The 20,662-nt window shown below is 53.8% G+C and carries 21 protein-coding genes and 2 tRNA genes; 8 read left to right on the forward strand and 15 right to left on the reverse strand.

Going from position 1 to position 20,662, the window contains the following annotated elements; all coding sequences use genetic code 11:
* Positions 1-13 precede the first annotated feature (13 nt).
* Positions 14-1,345 (forward strand): FAD-binding oxidoreductase, encoded by a 1,332-nt coding sequence (locus SynSYN20_RS03905; protein WP_186524811.1) that lies wholly within the window; start codon positions 14-16, stop codon positions 1,343-1,345.
* Here SynSYN20_RS03905 and SynSYN20_RS03910 read toward each other — a convergent pair whose 3' ends face one another.
* From SynSYN20_RS03910 to murA, 7 genes are all read right to left on the reverse strand, one after another.
* Entirely contained in the window at positions 1,346-1,879 is a 534-nt protein-coding gene (locus SynSYN20_RS03910; RefSeq protein WP_186524812.1) for a pentapeptide repeat-containing protein, read from the reverse strand.
* A gap of 124 nt (positions 1,880-2,003) precedes the next feature.
* Positions 2,004-3,308 (reverse strand): mechanosensitive ion channel family protein, encoded by a 1,305-nt coding sequence (locus SynSYN20_RS03915; protein ID WP_186524813.1) that lies wholly within the window; start codon positions 3,306-3,308, stop codon positions 2,004-2,006.
* The gene (locus tag SynSYN20_RS03920) at positions 3,305-4,639 is read right to left on the reverse strand and encodes an extracellular solute-binding protein (RefSeq protein WP_186524814.1); all 1,335 of its coding nucleotides are present in this window, start codon (positions 4,637-4,639) and stop codon (positions 3,305-3,307) included. Before SynSYN20_RS03920 ends, SynSYN20_RS03915 begins: the two co-directional genes overlap by 4 nt.
* Before the next feature lie 128 nt (positions 4,640-4,767).
* On the reverse strand, positions 4,768-6,012 hold the full coding sequence (locus SynSYN20_RS03925; protein ID WP_255476361.1) for a folylpolyglutamate synthase/dihydrofolate synthase family protein: 1,245 nt from the start codon (positions 6,010-6,012) through the stop codon (positions 4,768-4,770).
* Positions 6,009-7,250: an aspartate aminotransferase family protein gene (locus tag SynSYN20_RS03930; RefSeq protein ID WP_186524815.1), complete on the reverse strand. Its 1,242-nt coding sequence runs from the start codon at positions 7,248-7,250 to the stop codon at positions 6,009-6,011. Before SynSYN20_RS03930 ends, SynSYN20_RS03925 begins: the two co-directional genes overlap by 4 nt.
* A gap of 131 nt (positions 7,251-7,381) precedes the next feature.
* Positions 7,382-7,463: transfer RNA gene (locus SynSYN20_RS03935), tRNA-Leu, on the reverse strand.
* Between the two features lie 84 nt (positions 7,464-7,547).
* Positions 7,548-8,846, reverse strand: coding sequence for a UDP-N-acetylglucosamine 1-carboxyvinyltransferase (gene murA / locus SynSYN20_RS03940; protein WP_186525427.1), 1,299 nt, complete (start codon positions 8,844-8,846; stop codon positions 7,548-7,550).
* Positions 8,847-8,996: 150 nt separating this feature from the next.
* Between murA and SynSYN20_RS03945 the strand changes: the two genes are divergently transcribed.
* The 4 genes from SynSYN20_RS03945 (at position 8,997) to lpdA (ending at position 11,680) form a co-directional block, all read left to right on the forward strand.
* A tRNA-Leu gene (locus SynSYN20_RS03945) sits at positions 8,997-9,078 on the forward strand.
* Between the two features lie 34 nt (positions 9,079-9,112).
* The gene (locus tag SynSYN20_RS03950) at positions 9,113-9,361 is read left to right on the forward strand and encodes a hypothetical protein (protein ID WP_186524816.1); all 249 of its coding nucleotides are present in this window, start codon (positions 9,113-9,115) and stop codon (positions 9,359-9,361) included.
* A gap of 4 nt (positions 9,362-9,365) precedes the next feature.
* Positions 9,366-10,238, forward strand: coding sequence for an RNA methyltransferase (locus tag SynSYN20_RS03955; RefSeq protein ID WP_186524817.1), 873 nt, complete (start codon positions 9,366-9,368; stop codon positions 10,236-10,238).
* Positions 10,235-11,680, forward strand: coding sequence for a dihydrolipoyl dehydrogenase (lpdA, locus tag SynSYN20_RS03960; protein ID WP_186524818.1), 1,446 nt, complete (start codon positions 10,235-10,237; stop codon positions 11,678-11,680). Before SynSYN20_RS03955 ends, lpdA begins: the two co-directional genes overlap by 4 nt.
* A gap of 22 nt (positions 11,681-11,702) precedes the next feature.
* Here lpdA and SynSYN20_RS03965 read toward each other — a convergent pair whose 3' ends face one another.
* From SynSYN20_RS03965 to SynSYN20_RS03975, 3 genes are read right to left on the reverse strand one after another with little or no spacing between them, the layout of a single operon-like run.
* The gene (locus tag SynSYN20_RS03965) at positions 11,703-12,056 is read right to left on the reverse strand and encodes a hypothetical protein (RefSeq protein WP_186524819.1); all 354 of its coding nucleotides are present in this window, start codon (positions 12,054-12,056) and stop codon (positions 11,703-11,705) included.
* A 4-nt stretch (positions 12,057-12,060) separates the two neighbouring features.
* Entirely contained in the window at positions 12,061-12,921 is an 861-nt protein-coding gene (locus tag SynSYN20_RS03970) for an ABC transporter permease (protein WP_186524820.1), read from the reverse strand.
* A gap of 24 nt (positions 12,922-12,945) precedes the next feature.
* A complete protein-coding gene (locus tag SynSYN20_RS03975; RefSeq protein WP_370586703.1) occupies positions 12,946-14,004 on the reverse strand; it encodes an ATP-binding cassette domain-containing protein in 1,059 nt (352 codons plus the stop codon).
* Between the two features lie 415 nt (positions 14,005-14,419).
* On the opposite strand from SynSYN20_RS03975, the gene trpC reads away from it, so the two are divergent.
* Together trpC and SynSYN20_RS03985 are read left to right on the forward strand one after the other, a co-directional pair.
* On the forward strand, positions 14,420-15,304 hold the full coding sequence (gene trpC, locus SynSYN20_RS03980; protein WP_186524821.1) for an indole-3-glycerol phosphate synthase TrpC: 885 nt from the start codon (positions 14,420-14,422) through the stop codon (positions 15,302-15,304).
* Positions 15,305-15,400: 96 nt separating this feature from the next.
* On the forward strand, positions 15,401-16,069 hold the full coding sequence (locus SynSYN20_RS03985; RefSeq protein WP_186524822.1) for a hydantoin utilization protein A: 669 nt from the start codon (positions 15,401-15,403) through the stop codon (positions 16,067-16,069).
* On the opposite strand, the gene sodX is transcribed toward SynSYN20_RS03985, so the two are convergent.
* The 4 genes from sodX to SynSYN20_RS04005 are packed head-to-tail and all read right to left on the reverse strand — an operon-like array spanning position 16,052 to position 17,955.
* Positions 16,052-16,402, reverse strand: coding sequence for a nickel-type superoxide dismutase maturation protease (gene sodX, locus SynSYN20_RS03990; protein WP_222929752.1), 351 nt, complete (start codon positions 16,400-16,402; stop codon positions 16,052-16,054). The genes SynSYN20_RS03985 and sodX overlap by 18 nt on opposite strands.
* A 47-nt stretch (positions 16,403-16,449) precedes the next feature.
* A complete protein-coding gene (gene sodN / locus SynSYN20_RS03995; protein ID WP_186524823.1) occupies positions 16,450-16,917 on the reverse strand; it encodes a superoxide dismutase, Ni in 468 nt (155 codons plus the stop codon).
* A 59-nt stretch (positions 16,918-16,976) separates the two neighbouring features.
* On the reverse strand, positions 16,977-17,591 hold the full coding sequence (locus SynSYN20_RS04000; RefSeq protein ID WP_186524824.1) for an FKBP-type peptidyl-prolyl cis-trans isomerase: 615 nt from the start codon (positions 17,589-17,591) through the stop codon (positions 16,977-16,979).
* Between the two features lie 34 nt (positions 17,592-17,625).
* On the reverse strand, positions 17,626-17,955 hold the full coding sequence (locus SynSYN20_RS04005; RefSeq protein ID WP_186525430.1) for a phasin family protein: 330 nt from the start codon (positions 17,953-17,955) through the stop codon (positions 17,626-17,628).
* Positions 17,956-18,007: 52 nt separating this feature from the next.
* Between SynSYN20_RS04005 and SynSYN20_RS04010 the strand changes: the two genes are divergently transcribed.
* On the forward strand, positions 18,008-19,525 hold the full coding sequence (locus tag SynSYN20_RS04010) for an apolipoprotein N-acyltransferase (RefSeq protein ID WP_186524825.1): 1,518 nt from the start codon (positions 18,008-18,010) through the stop codon (positions 19,523-19,525).
* Here SynSYN20_RS04010 and mnmA read toward each other — a convergent pair.
* A complete protein-coding gene (gene mnmA, locus SynSYN20_RS04015) occupies positions 19,449-20,624 on the reverse strand; it encodes a tRNA 2-thiouridine(34) synthase MnmA (protein ID WP_370586704.1) in 1,176 nt (391 codons plus the stop codon). The genes SynSYN20_RS04010 and mnmA overlap by 77 nt on opposite strands.
* Between the last annotated feature and the right edge of the window lie 38 nt (positions 20,625-20,662).

The raw sequence follows: 20,662 nt of genomic DNA on the forward strand, positions 1-20,662 counted from the left end.
GCTCTGAATCGCCATGGTCTTCGATACTTTGCACAACGAGCTGGCAGCCGTTGCCGATCTCAGCTTGCTGACGAGTCCAGCTGACTTGGATCGCTATTCCCGCGATGCCTACGACTACTCACCGGTGCTGCGAGAACAGCTCAGGCAATGCCGCGCTGATCTCGTGGTCAGTGCGGCTTCGGTGCAGGCGGTGCAAGCGGTGGCCGCGGCATGTCATCGCCATCGTGTTCCGCTCACCTTGCGTGGAGCGGGAACGGGAAATTATGGGCAGAGCGTGCCTTTAAAAGGGGGCGTGGTGCTCTTGATGGATGCGTTGCGCGAGGTGCGTTCCATCGATCCGGTGTCTGGCATGGTGACTGTGGAATGCGGCTGCTTGATGCGCGATCTTGACCGCGCCTTGGCTGTTCATGGCCGTCAATTAAGGCTGTTTCCGAGTACTTGGCGTAGTGCCACGATCGGTGGCTTTATCGGAGGCGGATCTGGGGGAATCGGATCGGTGCGCTGGGGATTTTTGCGGGATCCTGGCCACCTCCTTGGCTTGGAGGTGGTGACGATGGAGGCCTCCCCTCGGCTGTTGCAACTGGAGGCTGCGGAGGCGGAAGCCCTCAATCACGCCTATGGCACCAATGGCATCATCACGGCGCTCACCCTCTCCTCGGCGGCGCGGGTGGCCTGGCAGGAGGTTGTTGTGGATTGTCCCGACTGGACGACGGCGGTGGAACTGGCCCTGCGTTGTGGTCAAGCTGCGCTTGAGTTGAACCTCTGCACTGTTTTACAGTCGCCGATTGTGGATCGTCTCCCGTCGTGGAGTGGTTCCTCACGGGGACAGCACCGGTTGCTGTTGTTGGTGGCTCCCGATGGTGTGAGCACGGTTGAACGTCTGGCGAGCTCTGTTCAGGCGGAGGTGCAAGTGCTCGGGGATGAGGACAATCATCAGGGCAACGGTTTACGGGAGTTGAGCTGGAATCACACAACCCTGCATCTGCGCAATCACGATCCCAACTGGACCTACCTGCAGATGTTGTTGCCCCAGCCTGAACTGGTTTGTATGGAATCGCTCCAGCAGCGCTGGGGCGACGATCTCGTCTGGCATCTCGAGGCCGTTCGTCAGCAGGGGGCCTTCCGATTGGCGGCTCTGCCGGTGGTCTATTGGAGAGGAGCGAAGGCTCTCCAGGACTTAATCGACGACTGTCTTGCCGAGGGAGCGTTTGTGTTTAATCCCCATGTGCTCACCGTTGAGGGAGGCGGCCTGGGTGTGATTGATGGCGATCAGGTGGCAGCGAAGCATCGCCACGATCCTGATGGCTTGCTCAATCCAGGAAAGCTGGGTGGATTTCCCGAGTAGTTAGCACTCCAGGCTGTCGCGGGTGGAGACACCGCTACTGGAATTGACGCCATCAGCGTCCTGACAGAGCCGGCGTTGATCTTCCCGATCCAACAAGGCATTTGTGAAATCTGCGCCCTCGATGTCTGCACCGGCAAAGCTGCTTCCGGAGGCGATCACACCAATGAGCAAGGCGTCGCGAAGATCCGTTTTGGAGAAATCGGCACGATCCATCAAGGCATCACTCAGATCGGCGCCATGGAAATTTGCCTCTGAAAATTCTGCTTGGGTAAAGATCGTCCCTTGGAGGTTGGCGCCGCTGAAATCTGCACCTTTACCCGTCGCTCCTGCAAAGGATGTGTTGAACAGGTTCTGGCCATGAAAATCACTACCGCTTTGGTTGGTCAGGGTGTAATCCACGCGCTCTTGGAACAAGGCTCGATCTTGGAGCCCCACACCGGTAGAGGTATCGAGAGCGATGACAGGGAATGGCAGAGCTGTTATGAACGCCAGCAGAGCAATCGCAAAGATTGAGCGCAAAGTCCGATAGCGCATGACAGGTGCATCGATAGCTGACCTCACTCTGCCTTCAATCCGGACGCTTTGATCAATGCTGGCCGACGGTTTGTTTTTTTGAAATTGCTGTTGAGACATGCTGAAGGCGTTGTTTTTTTGACGATCAGGTGTCTGGGTCTTGATCTGAGGTCACCATGTGCACAACAGCCTGTGGGAATGGAATCTCGATCCCTTTTTCTTGAAATAATTCCCAAATTTGACAGTTGATTTCGCTAGAGACGGTGAGCCCGTCACTGATCTCTTTAATCCAAAACTTGAGACAAAAGTTGAGTGATGATTCGCCATAAGTTGTGAAATAGGCTTTTGGTTTCGGCGTGTTAAGAATGCGTGGATGATTGCTCCCAAGTTGCTCTAAGAGATCAATAACTTGGATTGGGTTTGTGCCATAGCTAACGCCAATCCAAACTTTTCTGGCAATAATATTCTGGCTGCGTGTATATGTTTGAATCTGGTTTGTGAAAAAAGTTTGATTTGGTACAATTCGCTCTGAATTATCACTGTAGACAACAATTGTTGCTGCCCGTAGTCCTAGGTGAGAGATGAATCCAATTTCATAAGGGTCCTTGGATTGATCGATGCTGCTTAAATTAATGATATCACCGGGTTTTAGCGCTCCCTCGATTAAGAGCCAGATGCCGCTGGCAAAGTTGCTCACTACCTCTTTGAGGCCTAGGCCTAGCCCGACAGATAGGCCTCCTGTTACTAATCCAAAAATAGTAGGATTAATGCCAACATATCCTATGATTGCGAAACTTCCAAAGCTAATCAAGGCGTAGCGAATAAGGATGTAAAAACCTTTGTTGCTTTGTAGGTTTCCAGTGGAGCCAAGCCCAAAAGACCACTGCAGAAACTCGGTAAGTAGTGATGATAAAATAATCCACCAATACAGACCAAAGGTGATGAGAAGTAGATCTCCGATGGTTATATTTGTTCCGAATAGCCTAAATAAATCGGCATTGAAAACCTGAGTGCTATTGCTGATAAGATCGGTCAGGCTAAATACTGAAAAAGCAACAAATACTGGGAGTACGAGTCGGCGTTTGTAAAAATTGATCCGATTTGATTGGGTGAAATGTTTAATCAGGATCATTGACAAATTGATCAACCAAAGCAATGCTGCAAGCTCAGCTGCTTTGTTGATCAGCCCAAATTTTGTGTCTAGGGCTCTGTAAAAGAATCCTGCGATGACCAGTAGCAGGATGCTGATCGTGATGGGAATAAGGGGGGCGAGCCAGTGATCATATTTTCGAAGCCAGGGCTTAAGTTTTTGGGTTACTAGGCTTGCGCTAGCGATCGCGATTGCACTGATCACGAGCTGTCCAAGAACGGAGGGGCGCTCTAGTCCATGAATGAGCTCGAAGCCCAGGGCTTGGATTGTGTTGAGGTCAAGGGGTGAGGTGTCAGTCAACGGGATGCCATTGTCTTTTTAAGGGCTGTGTTGATGCGTTGGATGGCTGTATCGGCCTTGATCTCTCCATTAATGGCCTGTTTGTATGTGTTATTGATTAGCGCAAAATTCCTAACAATTGCATTCCATTCATTCATCTTAAAAGCCACCGAGTTCTCGTAAATTTCATTGAGCTGTTTTAGCTCTGGGAAGAGGTGTCGATTGAAATCACTTTTTGAATTGACTGGAAGCAGAGCTTTCCATTCAATGGCCATGATTTGTTGGACATCTGGGTTGGTCATATGGAGTAATAACTCCTGCGCTAAAATCTCCTGCCGCTTGCTCATCATTGGGCTTAATGCGAGCATAAGTCCGGCAATTTCTGGCTTCGCTGGTATTCCGTTAATGCTCGGAAGTGATGCAATTCCAAGTTTTTTGCCACCAAGCTTTTCTCGTAAGTATGGGAGGACATGAGAGCGACAGGGAATGAGGCTGAGTTCTTCCTTGATGAAATACTGGCGCATGGTTTGACCATCCTCCATTAAAATAATCCCTGGTTCACGGTCGAGAGTTCGCTGGGTCTCGATCCACTGGCCCCATCTCTTCTTATTCATCGAGGGTTCTTCATCGCTGTTAAACACTTCGGCTCCAAAACCTGATGCTCCCCAGATGCTTTGCAGGAATTTGCTGCTTAGGCCAGCGGATATTCCATTGTTGGCTAATTGCTTGAGTTCTTCTAAGCTTTTTGGGGCTAATTTAACATGATCGTGGTTGTAACATAAGGCTTGTACATCCAAGATGAATGGCAGGCCATAAAGATGTCCACCTTGTTTTGCCTGTGCTAAAAGTCTGGGCCTGAAATTTTTACTTTTAATTCCCTTGGAAGGAATTGGCTTGATCAGATTGTTTTGAGCCAGGCTGCTTAGCATCAGGGTGTGGACCAAGATCACATCAGCACCTAATCCATACTTCAGGCTCTGTTGATGTTTCTGATAGAAAATTGTGTCTGGATATTCCTCTACAACCACTGTCACCTCTGGGTGCATTTGCTCAAAGGACCGCGTCATGGTGCGAATGCTCTTGTTCATCATCTTTTGAAGCATTGGCTCCATGCCCTGATATCGCTGCGTCCAAACCAGAAGAGTTCCCTTCAGATTCTGCTGCGATGGCACCAATTGGTAGCGACCTGCATACAAAGGATTCGCCTTGATTTCCGCGTTGTAAGTGCCTATTGATGCTCCTGATTCAGTGCTCTTTGGGCTGCAACCCATCAGTGTGAGTCCGCTGAGAGCAACAAGAACACTGGCTAAAAAACGTTTGGCTCTCTGGGTCTGAGATGGTCTGCCCAGCATTTTATTTCCTTGTTTTGTTCAAGGTAGGAAGCTTCTGGGCCTTCAGCTTTATTTGCCTGATTTTGTTTGCTCTGATCAGCCTGAGTGTTGATTGCGTTCCTGTTCATCAAGTTCAGTGCTGAGAGTCCTTAGGGCTCTTTCAGCACTTTTTCTGCCAACAACGATCCAATTAAATACAAGGAGCCTGCAATCACGGGTATTAGCTTTGGTTTGCCTGAATCGTTCTTGAACAGGTTGACGAGAACGTCCTCCACGCATGAGGCGCTCCTTAGTTGATGCGCATGCGTTGGGCAGATCTCGCTCAATTGATCGGTTGTCCAGCTGACATGCCCTGGCACCGGCACGATCCAGGCTTCGTCGTTTGGCTCCAACAAAATCCTGAGCATTTCCGGGGCTTGCTTGTGGCCCTGAATGCCAAGAATCCAGATCTGCTGATGCCCTGACTCGCTCCAGTCACGACGCTCGAGCGCGAGTTGCTCGGCTGCATCGGGGTTGTGAGCTCCATCCACGCGCACAGAGTGGTGGTTCCAGTGCAACGTTTGAAGCCGTCCAGGCCAACGGGCTTGGGCCAGCCCGCGCCGGATCTGCTCCTCTGTGATCGCGCTGCCAAAGGCATTCATCCGTCGCAGCGCTGCGCGCGCCACGGCTCCATTACGCCGTTGCAGGTGTCCAGACAGTCCCAGCTCCCACTCGTTAGTGAGCGGCTTCACCCACTCCAGCGTGGCGCCCATATCTTGGCAGCGCGCCTCCAAGACTTTGGTCACCGCATCGTGTTGAGGGGCACTGATCACATGGGCTCCAGGGCCGATTACCGCTGCTTTTTCGCTGCTGATCGCCGTTAAGGAGTTCCCGAGATGTTCGCAGTGATCCATTCCGATCGAGCCAATGGCGATGAGAGGTCGATTGGGATGGGCTGTTGTGGCATCCAGCCGCCCTCCAAGACCTGCTTCTAAAACGAGCCAATCCAGGGCGTTGGCTTCAAAATGAATCATGGCGGCAGTGATCAGCTGCTCGAACGGGGTCAGGTTGTGATGCCTTGCCACGGGTTGGAGTTGTCTTAAAAGTTGGCGTAGTTGAGCCAGCTCAATCTGCTGCTGATTCACGCAAATCCGTTCACACCAACTCGTGAGATGGGGAGACGTGGTGAGGCCAGAGCGCAGACCTGCTGCGGTTAGTCCGCTGTGAATCATGCAGGCGATCGAGCCTTTGCCATTGGTTCCGACCACCTGCACGGCGGGAACACCAGCGCAGGGGTTGGCTAGAGCGGCAAGAGCTGCCTGCATCCGCTCAAGCGATAAATCCATTCCCCGCTGCTCAAAGGGAGAGAGCAGATCCGCCAACTCATCAAGGGGATCCAGCTTGGAGCGGGTCACGTGTTCAGCAGTTCCAGCGTCCGTTCAAGGCGGGAGAGCAGCTCGTTCACCTCTCGGCGATCGATCACTAAGGGGGGAACCATCCGCACCACCTTGGCTCCGGCAGGAACGAGCAAGAGTTTTTGCGCTAAGGCCGCTTTCACAACATCAGCAGCATTGAGATTGCAGTCCTCTCGTAGGACCAAACCCTGCAGTAAGCCCCAACCGCGGGCGTCCTCGAGTTGTTGAGGGAAGCGTTGGATGAGTTGGTTGAGTCCAGCTCTTAATTGCGCACCCCGTTCTGAGACGTTGCGGAGCAGCTGTTTCCGTTCCAATTCCCAGGCGACGGTCAGACCAGCGCGACAAGCAAAGGGGTTGCCGCCAAACGTGCTGGCGTGATCTCCAGGTGTGAACAGGTCGGCGTGCTCGGTGGTTAGCAGGGCACCGATCGCATGGCCACCACCAAGGCCTTTGGCCAAGGTGATCACATCGGGTTTGACATCCAGTTGCTCGTAGCCCCAGAGCTTGCCGCTGCGACCCATTCCCACTTGAACTTCGTCAAAGATCAAGAGAATGTTGCGTTCATCGCAGTGGCGACGCATCGCACGGAACACCTCGGGATCACCTGGATTCACACCGCCCTCGCCTTGGAGCGGCTCGATCAGGACAGCGCAAACCCGAGGGCCATGGGTCTCGAGGCGGTTTAAAAGCTGTTCAAAGCTCTGGATGTCGTTGTAAGTGAAGGTCTCAAACCCCTCCACCATCGGCTCAAATCCCAGGTGATAACGGGGTTGTCCTGTGGCACTCACCGCTGCAAGTGTGCGGCCATGGAAGCTTGCGGCCGCCGTCAAGATCACGGGCCGTTCAATTCCCCGGCGTTGATGGCCATGCTTGCGGGCCAATTTGATGGCCGCTTCATTGGCTTCCGCACCAGAATTGCAAAAGAACACACTGTCTGCGCAGCTGTTGTTCACGAGCCAACGGGCTAGCTCTTCCTGCTCAGGAATCTCATAAAGATTGGAGACGTGCTGGAGGCGGCTGAGCTGATCCTTCAGCGCACGCCGCAGTGCGGGGTTGCTATGGCCGAGGGTGCAAGTGGCAATCCCAGCCACGGCATCGAGGTAGCGATGGCCTTTGTGGTCACGGACCCAGCAACCTCTCCCACGCACCAGGGTGAGCGGGTAACGGTTGTAGGTCCCCATCACAGCAGTGGGGGGTGGCTCAGTGATGCCAGTGGCTTTTGGGGATGTGTCTAACATTTCGCCCTACTGTGAACCAGTGGCTTTCGTTGTTCCATTGAAGCTGACCGCCCTGAATGGAGTGGGTCACGCATCAAAAAATCGCCCATTGATTTACCCATTCAGTGGGTGGGATCATCCCGATTCGGTCATACAGGTGGTCGGACTTGAACCGACAAGGGTTTCCCCGCCGCATTTTGAGTGCGGTGCGTCTACCAATTCCGCCACACCTGCTCGTTCACGTCTCTAGACGCATAAGGCCCATCAATGGATTGAGAGCTCTCTAATTACCCTACACGTTTCGAGTCTCAGACTCTCTCAGGGTGTGCGCCTGATCAATTTGGCTCCAGCACGGCCAAGCTTCGCTTCGATATCTGCGTAGCCACGGTCGAGGTGGTCGAGGCCGCTCACTTGTGACTTCCCTGTTGCCACCAGTGCTGCCAACACCATGGCGGCTGAGGCTCTGAGATCGGTTCCATTCACTGGAGCCCCGCTGAGTGCGGATACGCCTTCCACAACAGCAGTGTTGCTTTGAACCCTGATGGAGGCTCCCATGCGCTGCAACTCTGCGACATGCTGCATCCGGTTTTCGTAGATCTTCTCCGTAATCACACTTGTTCCTTGTGCTGTAGCCAGTAAGGCCATGAACGGTGCTTGCAGATCGGTAGGAAAACCAGGGAATGGTTGGGTGGTGATGTCGATGCCCCGGATCTCACCAGGAGTGATCGTGATCCCTTCTTGATCGATATCAAGTTTGCAGCCGCAGTCGCGCAGTTTCTGCAGAACGGCACTGAGATGTTCAGGGATCACGGGAGCCACTCTTAGCTTTGAGCGGGTGATGGCAGCAGCAAGGAGGAAGGTGCCGGCCTCAATGCGGTCGGGAATCACCGTGTAATCGCAACCCTTGAGTTGGTCCACGCCTTCCACGGTGATGGTGGGTCCGCCAGCACCGCTGATGTTGGCGCCCATGGCAATCAACAAGTTGGCGAGATCCTGAACCTCTGGCTCCTGGGCTGCATTTGAAATCACGCTGGTGCCTCGCGCCAAGGCTGCTGCCATCAAAATGGTTTCTGTGGCGCCCACACTGGGGCAATCCAGAACGATCTCTGCACCTTTGAGACGTTGCTCCCTGCCTGGGATCGAGGCGGCAATGATGCCGTGCTCCACATTCACAACAGCTCCGAGCGCCTTCAATCCACGGATGTGTTCCACCACCGGACGCGCACCAATGCGGCATCCACCGGGGAGGGGCACCCGTGCGTGGCCCATACGGGCGAGAAGCGGGCCAATCGCAAAAAAGCTGGCGCGCAGGCCATTGACTAATTCGTAGGGAGGCTCTGCTCCTGTTATTTGATCGGCATGGAGGCGCACCACCTCGCCAGTGCGTTGAACCTTGACGCCCAAGCAAGACAGGATTTCTGTCATCCCGCCGATGTCCGTGAGTGGTGGGACGTTGCGGAGGGTGAGAGGGTCTTCGGTCAGAAGGGAGGCCGTCATCAGCACGAGAGCTGAATTTTTTGCGCCACTGACGCGGAGCTCTCCGATCAACTTCTCTCCACCATTAATCTCCAGGTGCGGCTTGAGAATGTCTTGAGACGCAAGAGCCGCTGCCGTCATGCCCGTGGTTACTGAATTCATGACCATATTGACCATCAAGTATGAGACCGTCTAGACGGCCGGCGCTCAAACTGGTTCTGTTGGGTTCAGATCGTGTCTGTCACTTCAAAGCTGATGTCGTATGGTCGACAGGTCACGTTTGTGACGCCAGCGGTTGTGGCGGAATTGGTAGACGCGCATGTTTCAGGTACATGTGTCTTCGGACGTGGGAGTTCAAGTCTCCCTAACCGCATTACTGTGATCGAGTCAGGACTCCCAACTCCTTCATGATTGTGCTCAAGATCTCCAACTCATCGGAGGTAGTGGCTTCCAAAGTTGGCAAGTTTCTCGAATTTTTGACACCGGATTCGATTGATCAATCCACGGTGGAAGATCAAGTGATCAAAAAGTTAGTTGAGAACTTGGCGGCTGAAGGCATCAAGGGTGAAATCGCCGCGGTTCAAGGCATTGATCTCGATGGTCAGGATCTCAAGCTTCACGACGGCATGAAGGTGCGTAAGCACACGAGCTTCTGATTCGGTGTCGTTGGCAGATCAGTACGACGAGCTGATCACCAGTCGTCGTAATCCTCTTGTGAGACGACTGCGTTCGTTGTCATCCCGTGCAGGTCGAGACGAGCAGGGTGTTGTTCTTCTGGAAGGAACACATCAACTTCAAGAACTCCAGCACCGTGTTTGGCAAGAATCTGTTGCCTTTGATGTTGTTGCAACTCCTGCTTGGTTGCAGGCGCATGCTGGCTTGATTCGCTCATTGCCCGGCTCCGTGCGTGTGCAGAGGATGAGTGCCGAAGCGTTGCAAGCCGGATTAACAACCGTTCAGCCCGATGGTGTTGCCTGCTTGCTGCCGTTGTCTTGCCTGCCTACCGCGGTTCCGGCTCCCAACTTTGTTTTGGCGCTGGATCGCATTCAGGATCCAGGCAACCTTGGCACCTTGCTTCGCACCGCTCGGGCCGCTGACATTCAGCAGGTTTGGTGCGCATCCGGTGCTGATCCGTTGGCGCCAAAGGTGGTCCGATCGTCGGCTGGAGCGATTTTGAACCTGCCGGTCGAGCGCTTTGGCCCTGATCCAGCGGAAGGGGTTGTTCAACTCGCAGAACGACTCAGGCAAGCCCGCAAGGCTGGGCTTCAAATTGTGGCCACGTTGGTGCCAGATGCAGCGGCAGATTTAAGCATTCAGCCCTACTGGGAGCTGGACTGGACCCTGCCCACGGTGCTCCTGCTCGGAAATGAAGGAGCCGGTCTAGACCCGTTGTTGCAGGCCTGCTGCTCCCATGGTGTGACCCTTCCGCATAGCTCTGCCGTGGAATCTCTGAATGTGGCTGCTGCTGCGGTCCCTGTGCTTTTGGAGAGGCGACGGGCGAGAATGACGTCTTTAACGCAGAAGATCGGGTGAGCGACGCCAGTTTCGACTTCGATGTGATTGTCATTGGCGCCGGATATGGCGGCTTTGATGCAGCCAAACATGCAGCCGATCATGGCCTCAAGGTGGCCGTCCTTGAATCGCGCGACATGGGTGGCACCTGCGTTAATCGTGGCTGTGTCCCGTCCAAAGCCTTATTGGCTGCCAGTGGACGCGTGCGCGAGCTGGCTGATGCTGAGCATCTCGCGGGGTTTGGAATTCATGCGGCCCCAGTGCGTTTTGAGCGCAAGAAGATTGCTGATCACGCCAATCAACTGGTGGCCACGATTCGGGCCAATCTCACCAAAACCTTGGAGCGGGCAGGGGTCACCATCCTTCGCGGTCAAGGTCGGCTTGAGGGGCCTCAACGGGTTGGGGTGCGTGAGCTCAGCGGAGTGGACCGCGTCTTAACCGCACGAGATGTGATTTTGGCCACGGGCTCTGATCCCTTTGTTCCCCCGGGCATCGAAACCGATGGGCGCAGTGTGTTCACCAGTGATGAGGCGGTCAATCTGGAATGGCTGCCGCGTTGGATTGCAATTATCGGCAGCGGCTATATCGGCCTGGAATTTGCCGATGTCTATACGGCTTTGGGCTGTGAAGTCACGATGATTGAGGCCTTGGATCGGGTGATGCCCACCTTTGATCCTGATATCGCCAAGCTGGCAGCGCGCAAATTGATCGATGGCCGCGATATTGATGCGCGCTCTGGAGTGTTGGCTAAATCGATTCAACCCGGATCACCGGTGCAAATTGAGCTGGTTGATATGAAAACCAGAGAGCCAGTTGAGACCTTGGAAGTGGATGCGGTGCTTGTGGCAACCGGCCGTGTACCCAGCAGCAAGCATCTCAATCTCGAGTCTGTGGGAGTGGAGACCAATCGGGGCTTTATTCCGGTGGACGACAACATGCGCGTCTTGGTGAATGGTGTTCCTAATCCCAATCTCTGGGCTGTTGGAGACGTCACCGGCAAGTTGATGCTCGCTCACACGGCCGCGGCTCAGGGTTCGGTCGCTGTCGACAACATCCTTGGCCACCCCCGCCAAATTGATTACCGCAGCATTCCTGCTGCCACCTTTACGCATCCAGAGATCAGCTCTGTGGGCTTATCGGAAGCCGATGCCAAGGAGCTCGCTGGAGAGGAAGGTTTTGAGCTGGGTACCGTACGCAGCTATTTCAAAGCCAATTCCAAAGCGCTTGCTGAATTGGAAAGTGATGGCGTGATGAAGTTGTTGTTCAACAAAACCAGTGGGGAGGTCCTAGGGGCCCACATCTTCGGTTTGCATGCCGCTGATCTGATCCAGGAGATTGCGAACGCGGTGTCTCGTCGTCAAAGCGTGACCCAACTCGCCAATGAGGTGCACACGCATCCAACTCTTAGTGAGGTGATAGAAGTTGCCTATAAACAAGCTGCATTGCAAGTTTCTGCCAACTAAAAAGGAATGCTTTGGTAATTATTTATGGTTTCCAGAGTATTGCTGTAAAAATATTAGAAGCAACTAAAAAGCTTGCAATGTAATAACCTGACGACCACCTTCTTCTGCCGATTCCCATAGATGTAATGATACATATTGAGATAGCTACAATTAGTTTTGTTGCGATTTTTGCTTGACTTGATGAGTCAAGTGGGGCCGCATTTTCTTGTAGAAGAGCTAGTGAAAGCCCACTACCAAGAACAATAAAAGCCCCGTAAAGCTGGATTATATTAATCGTTTTTCTTGATTTTAAAATTTGCTGTAGAGAGCCAGCAATTAATGCTGACATCCCTAAGACGTGGAATAGTATAGAAAGAATGAAAAATGAATATTTCATGGAACTAGCTTAGTTTTCTGTGAAGTAAGGGTCTGACAAGTATTAAAGTTGCTATCGTTAATGTTAGGAGAATCCAAATGCAAGTTCCAGAAGAAACATCACCATATGGAGCGTGCAAGACGACAGTTCCAAGGTCGACAGGGCCTTGATACGCTGCTCTGATTGGTTCGATTGCATAGGTCAAAGGATTAAGACAAGCTAACCATCTCAATATGACTGGCATGAATTCAAGAGGAGCTAATGCTGTACTTGAAAAAAGAAGAGGTAAGTTAATCAAAAATGTGATTGCGAGAAGCTCTATGTGTCCAGGAAGTGCGAAAGCAAGCCCCAGGCTTAATGCTGTTACTCCAATGGTGAGGATGGAAAGAGTTGTAAGTGTCGTAAGAGCACCCAATCCAGATGGCCATCCGTAGCCCAGTAATCCAGCTGCAATCATTATGAAAATACTTTGGATTAAGCTGATTGCGCCGATGTGAACAACTGATGCTAAAACTACAGAGCTTCTAGAGCGGAGTGGAGCTACTAAAATTCTATTTAAAAAGCCAAATTCGCGGTCGAACATCACGGGAAGCCCAGCATTTAATGCGCCGCTAAATGCTGTAAATACGATTAAGCCTGCTGTAATAAAGTGTCCGTATCCCATGCTATACGGTAAAAAACCTTTGGGTGCATTGCTGAAGAGTGCACTAAAAAGAATTAACCAGATGAGAGGTTGTATGACTCCTACCACAAAAGACGAAGGTCGTCTTTTTATTTGTAAGAACTGGCGCATGCTCAAGGCCAGTGTTTCCTGTAGGCGCTCTCTTCCAATTGTGAGAAGCCTCTGAAGAATTCCTTTTGTTCTGTGAGAAGATAAAATAGTCATTGTTTTTTTGGATGATTTGAATTGTTAACGCATTGCTTGTTTACGTTCTTTCCTTAAATCTCTTGTTCCAACCGTAGCAAGTTCAGCATCAATTAATGTTCTGCCCGTGGATCGCAAGTAGACGTCATCAAGGCTGATTTTGCTATTGCTATAGGAGAATAGAGGTAGGCCTGCATAATGGATAGTGTCAATAATCTCAGGCGTTTTTTCCAATTGATTCAAGATAACTGTCAGTGCGTACCCCTGGCATGGATTAATGATAATTTCTTCGACGCCAATTTTACTTTTAAGAATTGTGCTCACTGCTTCAGCTTCTTCTGAAGTGCAGAATTCTTTAGTTCTAATCGTCAGTTTTTCTTTCCCAATCTTTTCTTTTAGTTCTGACGGACTGCCTTCGGCTAAAATTCTTCCCTTATCTACAATGGCAATCTGATCAGCCAATGATTCGGTCTCGTCTAATTGATGTGTACTCATTAAGATAGTTTTCCCTTGGTTGACACAACCTTTGAGAATATTCCATATTAAGTGACGACTTTCAGGGTCTAATCCAACTCCAGGTTCGTCCATGATAAAGATTTCTGGATTATGTAAGAGTGCGCAGGCTAATTCCAGTCTTCGACGTATTCCTCCAGAATAAGTTCCTGCTCTTCTTTTTATCCATTCCCGAAGATCGAGTTGTTCTATAACGGCTTCAATGCGTTCTTTGCCTTGATTTCGGGGAAGGTGATGCAAGTCAGCTGTAAAGCGAAGGTGCTCCTCACCTGTCAATATTTTGTCAATGCTTGCCTCTTGACCTACATATCCAATACGTTTGCGGACTTCTCGAGGATTTTTATGTGCATCAATGCCATCAATTATTACGGATCCTGAGTCTGCTGCTGCAAGGGTTGCCAAGATACGGAGAGTACTGGTTTTCCCTGATCCATTCGGGCCCAGCAGTGCAAAGAAGCATCCATGTGGGACTTTCAAGGACAGGCCATTAATAGCTTCAATGTTTTTATAAGCTTTGCGCAAGTGGTTGATTTGTATTGCGTAACGGTTTCGCGGGGATTCATGATTTTCCTCTAGCATGACTCTTCTCATTTTGATGTAGTGTACTTAAGTAAAGTGTTTAAGGCCGCCTATTCTTTGGATCCGGTATACAGATAATCGCCTTGAAAGTAGTGAATTATTTCTTTTAGAGTTTCTTGTTGCTGTTCCAATGCGGAAAATCCCCCATTGTGTGGTGGTCGAAATTTCTCTGTTCCAGGGGTGGCTTGGTGATGGTTGCTGTTTGAGTGGAAAGAGGTCATGGCTAGAACTTTGAGAAGAATTAATCAAGGAACTTTTTTAAGTCGCCTGATGTTGGAAACCTATCGATCTGAGTAGGAGTGGTGCGAAGTGATTGGCGCCAATGCTCTTTTCGGACAATATTTTCAAATTGTGGACAGTTGTCGTGTTTGCGTCGTTGCCTGACGACTTGTTCTGCGATGATATGTAAAGTAATGCGAAATTATTAATGGTGATCCGTCGACGTCCCCCCAATCCAAAGGTGCAAGTTGCGCATCTGGAGTACGCCGTTCCTGATCAAAACGGTGAACCTCGCAATATTCTTGAAAAAATCGTCTGGGAAAAAGATCGCGAGATAGCTGTTGCGCGTGAGCGCATGCCCTTGGAGCAGTTGCGCCGCAAGGTGGCCGACTTGCCTCCAGCCCGTGATTTTCTCGCCGCGTTAAGCACTGCAGCGGTGAGGCCTGCTGTGATTGCTGAGGTGAAGAAAGCGAGTCCCAGTAAAGGTGTGATTCGAGAGGACTTCGATCCTGTTGCCATTGCCAAGGCCTATGCAGCTGGAGGAGCGAGCTGTCTTTCGGTCCTCACCGATAAAGCTTTTTTTCAGGGTGGTTTCAATGTGTTGATTGAGGTGCGTGAAGCCGTGGATCTTCCACTGCTTTGTAAGGACTTCATCCTTAGTCCTTATCAGCTTTATCAAGCGCGGGCAGCTGGAGCCGATGCCGCACTACTGATTGCGGCGATTCTTTCCGATCAAGACCTGACCTATTTTTCCAAGGTGGCCGCAGCACTGGGGCTCACGGTTTTGGTGGAGGTGCATGACGCTGAAGAGTTGCAGCGGGTGTTGGCCCTCGGTGGATTCCCATTGATCGGCATCAACAATCGCGATCTCACCAGCTTTGAAACGGATTTAGCAACAACCGAAACGCTCACGGCTCAGTTCGCTGAGCCATTGGCGGAGCAGCAGATTCTTTTGGTGAGCGAATCGGGACTGTTCCATCGCGCTGATCTCGATCGGGTTCAAGCCGCTGGAGCACAGGCTGTTTTGGTGGGAGAAGCCCTGATGCGGCAAGCGGATGTAGAGGCAGCACTCCAAGCATTGATCCATGGTTGAGAGGGAGGTTGTGACGCTGGGATCAGCATCAACAAGCTGTGAATCGGATGGCCTCGATCTCTGTCCGGCAGAATTGCTGAATCTTGGGATCGCGACTTGCTGATCAGTGTTCTGACGGGCTTCGCGGCAGGTGCTGTGCACGTTGTTGGGGGTGCTGATCATTTGGTCGCGATGGCCCCCTTTTCCCTAAGGCGACCGTTGCAGGCCGTGAAGTCAGGAATGGCTTGGGGCGGTGGCCACTCGCTTGGGGTGGTGTTGCTCGGTGTTGTTGCGATCTTTTTTAAAGATCTGATCCACGCCGAAAGCATTTCGGCATGGGCTGAATTTTTAGTGGGGGTGTCGTTGCTTGTGATTGGCGCTCTCGCCATTCGAACCGCGTTTGGCTTGGAGTTGCATACCCATGACCATCACCATGATGGTTCGGCCTTGCATCGCCATCTCCATCTGCATCTTCGCGGGCAAAGCAACCATCGCCGCCATGCGCATGCGGCATCGGGCCTTGGCTTGCTCCATGGCTTGGCTGGTGCCGGGCATTTGTTGGCCGTGATCCCAGCGCTTGCGCTGCCGGTTCATGGTGCCGTTTTGTATTTGGTTGCTTATTTGTGCGGGTCAATGGGCGCGATGCTCGCCGTGGTGAGCACCCTCTCGATGCTCACGATGCGCAGCAGCGCTCGTTTCCTGCCGCTGTTAGTGGGCTGTACCGGTGGATTGTCGATCGTGACAGGAGCGATCTGGCTCCAGAAAACATCAGCTGCCTTGTTTTAACGGCGTTGAGGCGAGGGCCACAACTTCTCCGATTAAGCAGCTCTGCGAAATGCTTCCCCATTGCCGGCTGTCTGTGCTGGCATCTGGACAGTCACCGAGGATGGTGATCTGATTGTCAGCGACAGAGCTCAGCCGTTTGATCACCCGGAGTGAAGGCTGTTGGGGATGGATGCAAACGATGATGGATCCAATGGCGGGGAGCTCAGTTTGTTGATTGAGGGGCCGCACGATGACGCGGTCCTTGGGTTTCAGCGTTGGCCACATCGAATACCCCTTCACTTGCATGACGCGTCGCCGGCCACAAAAAAACAGCAGTAGGTCGAGAAGACCCACTGCTGCAAGAGATGATTGAGATCCTGATGAAGAGCTCAGAACCTGACTCAGGAGGCGGTGACCCAGGCATCACTGCGGCCCTTGGACTGCCAGAACATGCCGTGAATTTTCTCAACAGCAGCGAGAAGCTCTTCCGCTTTGCCTTGGTCGATATGCACCTTGCAAGCGCTGCAAACTTTCGCCGCTTTCCAGAAGGTGTCGTGGAGATCGGGGAACGTTGCCAGGTGCTCGGGCTTGAAGTAGTCGGTCCAGAGGATCAAGAGTTCTTTCTTGGTCTTTTGGGCTTCATCTTCCTTGACCGCAACGAAGCGAGCAAAGGTGTTGAGAGCAGCGTGGTGGTCTCCAGCAGAAGCAGGAGCCTCAAGCGCCTTGAGCTTCTTGGTCATCGCGAGCACTGCTTCAGCGTGAACACGAGCTGAAGCAGGGTCATACACACCGCAGGGTCCGTCGCAGTGGGCTTCAACGGTGGAAGCGGGCAAGGAGCGAACGATCGCTGATAGAGCCGAGCGAAGCATCGGGTTTGAAACAGAATTTTCGGTTCGACAAGCCTACCTATGGATGACCTTCTTAGGGATCACTTTTTGATGTCTAGTAGTTCCACTTCAAAAATCAGGGTTGCGTTTGGAGGGATCACGCGGCCTGCACCACGCTTGCCGTAGCCGAGGTCAGGGGGGATCACCAGCTTGCGCTTTCCGCCCACTTTCATGCCTTGCACGCCTTCATCCCAACCCTTGATCACCCGACCGGCCCCAAGCGGAAATTCAAACGGGGTGCCACGGTCATAGCTGGCATCAAATTGCGTGCCGTCTTCGAGGGTGCCGCGGTAGTTCACCACCACGTTTTGTCCAGAGCTGGCTACGTCACCAGTGCCCACAACGAGATCGGTGATTTTTAGGCCACTCGCGGTGACCTGAGGTTTCTCTGCTTCCATCGGACCGCCGAGGGCTGAGGCGTCAGCCAGGTTGGTATCGGCAGCCATCGCAAACAAAGTGGGATTGGGGTTGTCGGGGTCGAGTTCCATGGGATTGGCCACGGCCTGAACGACAGCCTCTTGGACAGTCGTCGCATTGCTGCTGGCCATGGTGGATGGCGTTGCGGCAATCACCGTGGAGGGCGACACCAATTGGCTGATGAACGCCACCATCAGACAGGACACAAACACAGCGGTGCTGATCAAGATCTCGCGCACAGATTTCTGCTCGATTCAATCCAATTCTGGCAGTTCATTCCTCGCGCTCTTTCTGGCGTAACTGCTGCTCAAGGCGATCGATTCTTCCGCGCAGCTCATCCAGTTCTCGCTGACTGGCCAAACCGAGGTCCTGGATGATGTTGTCGCGATTGCGTTCGAGGTTGCGGCCCATCTGCTGCTCGAGTTCTGGTGTTTCGCCGCGCAAAGCCTTGAGCACATCCTCCACAAGGGCCGAGGCATGGGTTGAATCAAGGCGGCCGCTGCTTACCCATTCCTGGGTGACGTAACGCAGCCGATCGGCAACAAGCGTTGTGGTGCCGAGTCCTCGAAGAAGAAGCTGTTGCAGGGGATTACCGGTATCCATAGCCATACGGGCGCGTCTGGATTCAGGATGGCTTGATCTCCCGCCACTGACCATGGGAAATGACCGATCCCTGGTGCTTTTGCAGGGGCTGCTGGGGGGACTGTTGGCAGGCGTTGCCCTGACGATGTCGGGCCCTTGGTGGATGGTGCCGGCTCTGGCTCTGCTCTGGGCCGCGTCTCCTAGTTCTCTGGCCTCCGCGCTCTGGGGTGGAGTGGCCGTCCTCGTGAGCCATCGCTGGTTGCTGGGGTTGCATCCCTTGATGTGGATCGGTGTTCCCGCCTGGCTCAGCCTGCCAGTGGCTGCTGGGATCTGGTTGGCCTGTGCCCTGCTGGCCGCCCTGTTGCTGGCCTGTTGGAGTGGTCTTGTGAACCGCCTGCCCTTGCGGGGAAGCTTGAGCCATGCCGTGCTGGCTGCGGCTGTTTGGGGGTTGGCGGAAGTGGCCCTATCGCAAAGCCCTGTGTTTTGGATTGGCGTCGGTGGCAGTGTGCTTCCGGCCGATCCACCCCTCGCTGCGTTGAGTCGCTGGATCGGTGAGGGCGGACTGGCTGCTCTGCAACTGTTGCTCGGCTGGTGGCTGTGGCGTTTGCTCACGATGTCTCGGAGAGACTCGGGTTGGCCTGGACTGCTCGCTGGCGGCCTGCTGAGCCTTGTTGTTGTTCACGGGGTAGGGGCCCGGCTGCTGCAGACCCCTCCAATGATTGGAGGGCAAGCCGATCTGTCGGAGTACAGCGTTGGCCTCTGGCAACCCGCCATTCCCACCCGTGAAAAATTTTCTGCGCAACGCCAACGGGATCTGCCCGGACGCCTACAAGCTGCGCTTCAAGAGGCTGATGCCGCTGCTGCGGACTGGCTGATGGCACCAGAAGGCACATTGCCGCTCAACGATTCCCTCAGCGCACCGGCTCCGATTCCATTGATGAGCGGGGGGTTTCGTTGGTCGCGGGGACGTCAGCACAGCGCCATGGTTTTGGTGGAGGCTGGAGGCACCACTCCGGTGGCCTCGATTGATAAGCATCGACTGGTTCCATTGGGGGAGTGGGTTCCGTCCTGGCCAGGCCTCAGCGGCCTTTCGGCCATCGGCGGCCTGGAGGCTGGAGAGCCATCCAGGCTGTGGCGTTGGGGCGGTCCACCCGCTGCCGTTGCCATCTGCTACGAGATCAGCAACGGAGCGGCCTTAGCTCGCGCCGTGGCAGATGGGGCGGAGTGGATCCTTGCTGCAGCCAACCTTGACCCCTATCCCCGCCTCCTTCAGCAGCAGTATTTGGCTTTGGCTCAGCTGCGCAGTTTGGAAACGGCCAGACCGCTGTTATCAACAGCGAATACCGGTCCAACGGCCATGATCCGAACGACTGGGCAGGTTGCTCAGCGCTTGGCGTCGTTTGATCCAGGCCTGTTGGTGGTGCCATTTCAACCCCAAAAGGGTTTGACGGGATATGTGCGCTGGGGAGAGGCGCCCCTGCTGTTGACCATCGGAGCCTCGTCGCTGGTGTTGATCAAATCGGCGAGTCGATCAGGCCCCCGCCCAGCACGGCCTCGCCGTCGTAAAACACCGCCCCTTGACCAGGCGTGATCGAAAACTGTGGCTCCTGGAAGGTGAGCTTGCAGCGATTAGGGCGATTTCCGGCTTGATCTTCAGCATTGGCTTCGATGCAGGTGAGATGGGCACGCACGGGTTCGCTGCGGTAGCGCACTTGCACCTCCACCTCCATGGCTGAGCCGAGTGGGGGTGCGGCGATCGAGACCCAGTTCACAGCGCCAACCTCGCAGCCTGTGCGGCCAGCTTCTGCCCTCGTGGCGACCACCACCTGGTTCATGGCGGCATCGAGTTTCACCACATGCAGCGGTTCACTCCAGGCAATTCCTAAGCCTTTGCGCTGACCAATGGTGAAATGTTCAATGCCGTCGTGCTGTCCGACCACCGTCCCGTCTTGCAGCACGATTTCGCCGTCCCGTGGCGGAAGGTAGGCATCAAGGAACGCGCGCATAGAGCCGTGGTGATCGGCCAGGCAAAGGTCTTGGCTTTCTGGCTTGTCGGCGGTGCGTAATCCGTGGCGCCCGGCTTCAAGGCGGGTGTCGGCCTTGGTGAGTTCACCGAGTGGGAAGACCACGCGCGCCAAGACCTCCTGGGGCAGGTCATAGAGGAAATAACTCTGGTCTTTGCGGCTGTCGAGACCTCGCAACAGTTTCCAGCGGCCGTCTTCCTTGCCCAGACGGATGCGGGCGTAATGGCCTGTGGCGATTCTTGGAAGATTGCGTTCCCGTTCGGCCCAGGCGAGCATCGGCCCGAATTTCACAGCCCGGTTGCATTTCGAACAGGGCAGGGGTGTGATGCCAGCCCGGTAGCCATCCACCAAGCCTTGAACGATTTCGCGAACGAACGTATCCCTTGAATCCACCACGTGGTGGGGCACCCCGAGTTGTTCACAGATTCCGGCAGCATCCACCAAGCCTTCGGCGCAGCATGCTCCTTTCCCGCTCATCAGCCAGAGCGTGAGGCCCTCCACCTCCCAGCCGGCTTCCACCATCAATGCTGCGGTGAGTGAGCTGTCTACCCCGCCGGAAAGGCCGACGGCCACACGATGCTCTCCAGGCCATTGGCGCAATCGCTCCAGGGCCTCGGCACCGGCTGGGGTTGCTGTAAGGGTGCTCATCATGGCCTCGGCCGACATGGGCGGGCATCGCTGTATCACTCCATAGTGAGGGCCCC

Source organism: Synechococcus sp. SYN20 (assembly GCF_014279555.1).
Taxonomy (GTDB): Bacteria; Cyanobacteriota; Cyanobacteriia; order PCC-6307; family Cyanobiaceae; genus Synechococcus_C.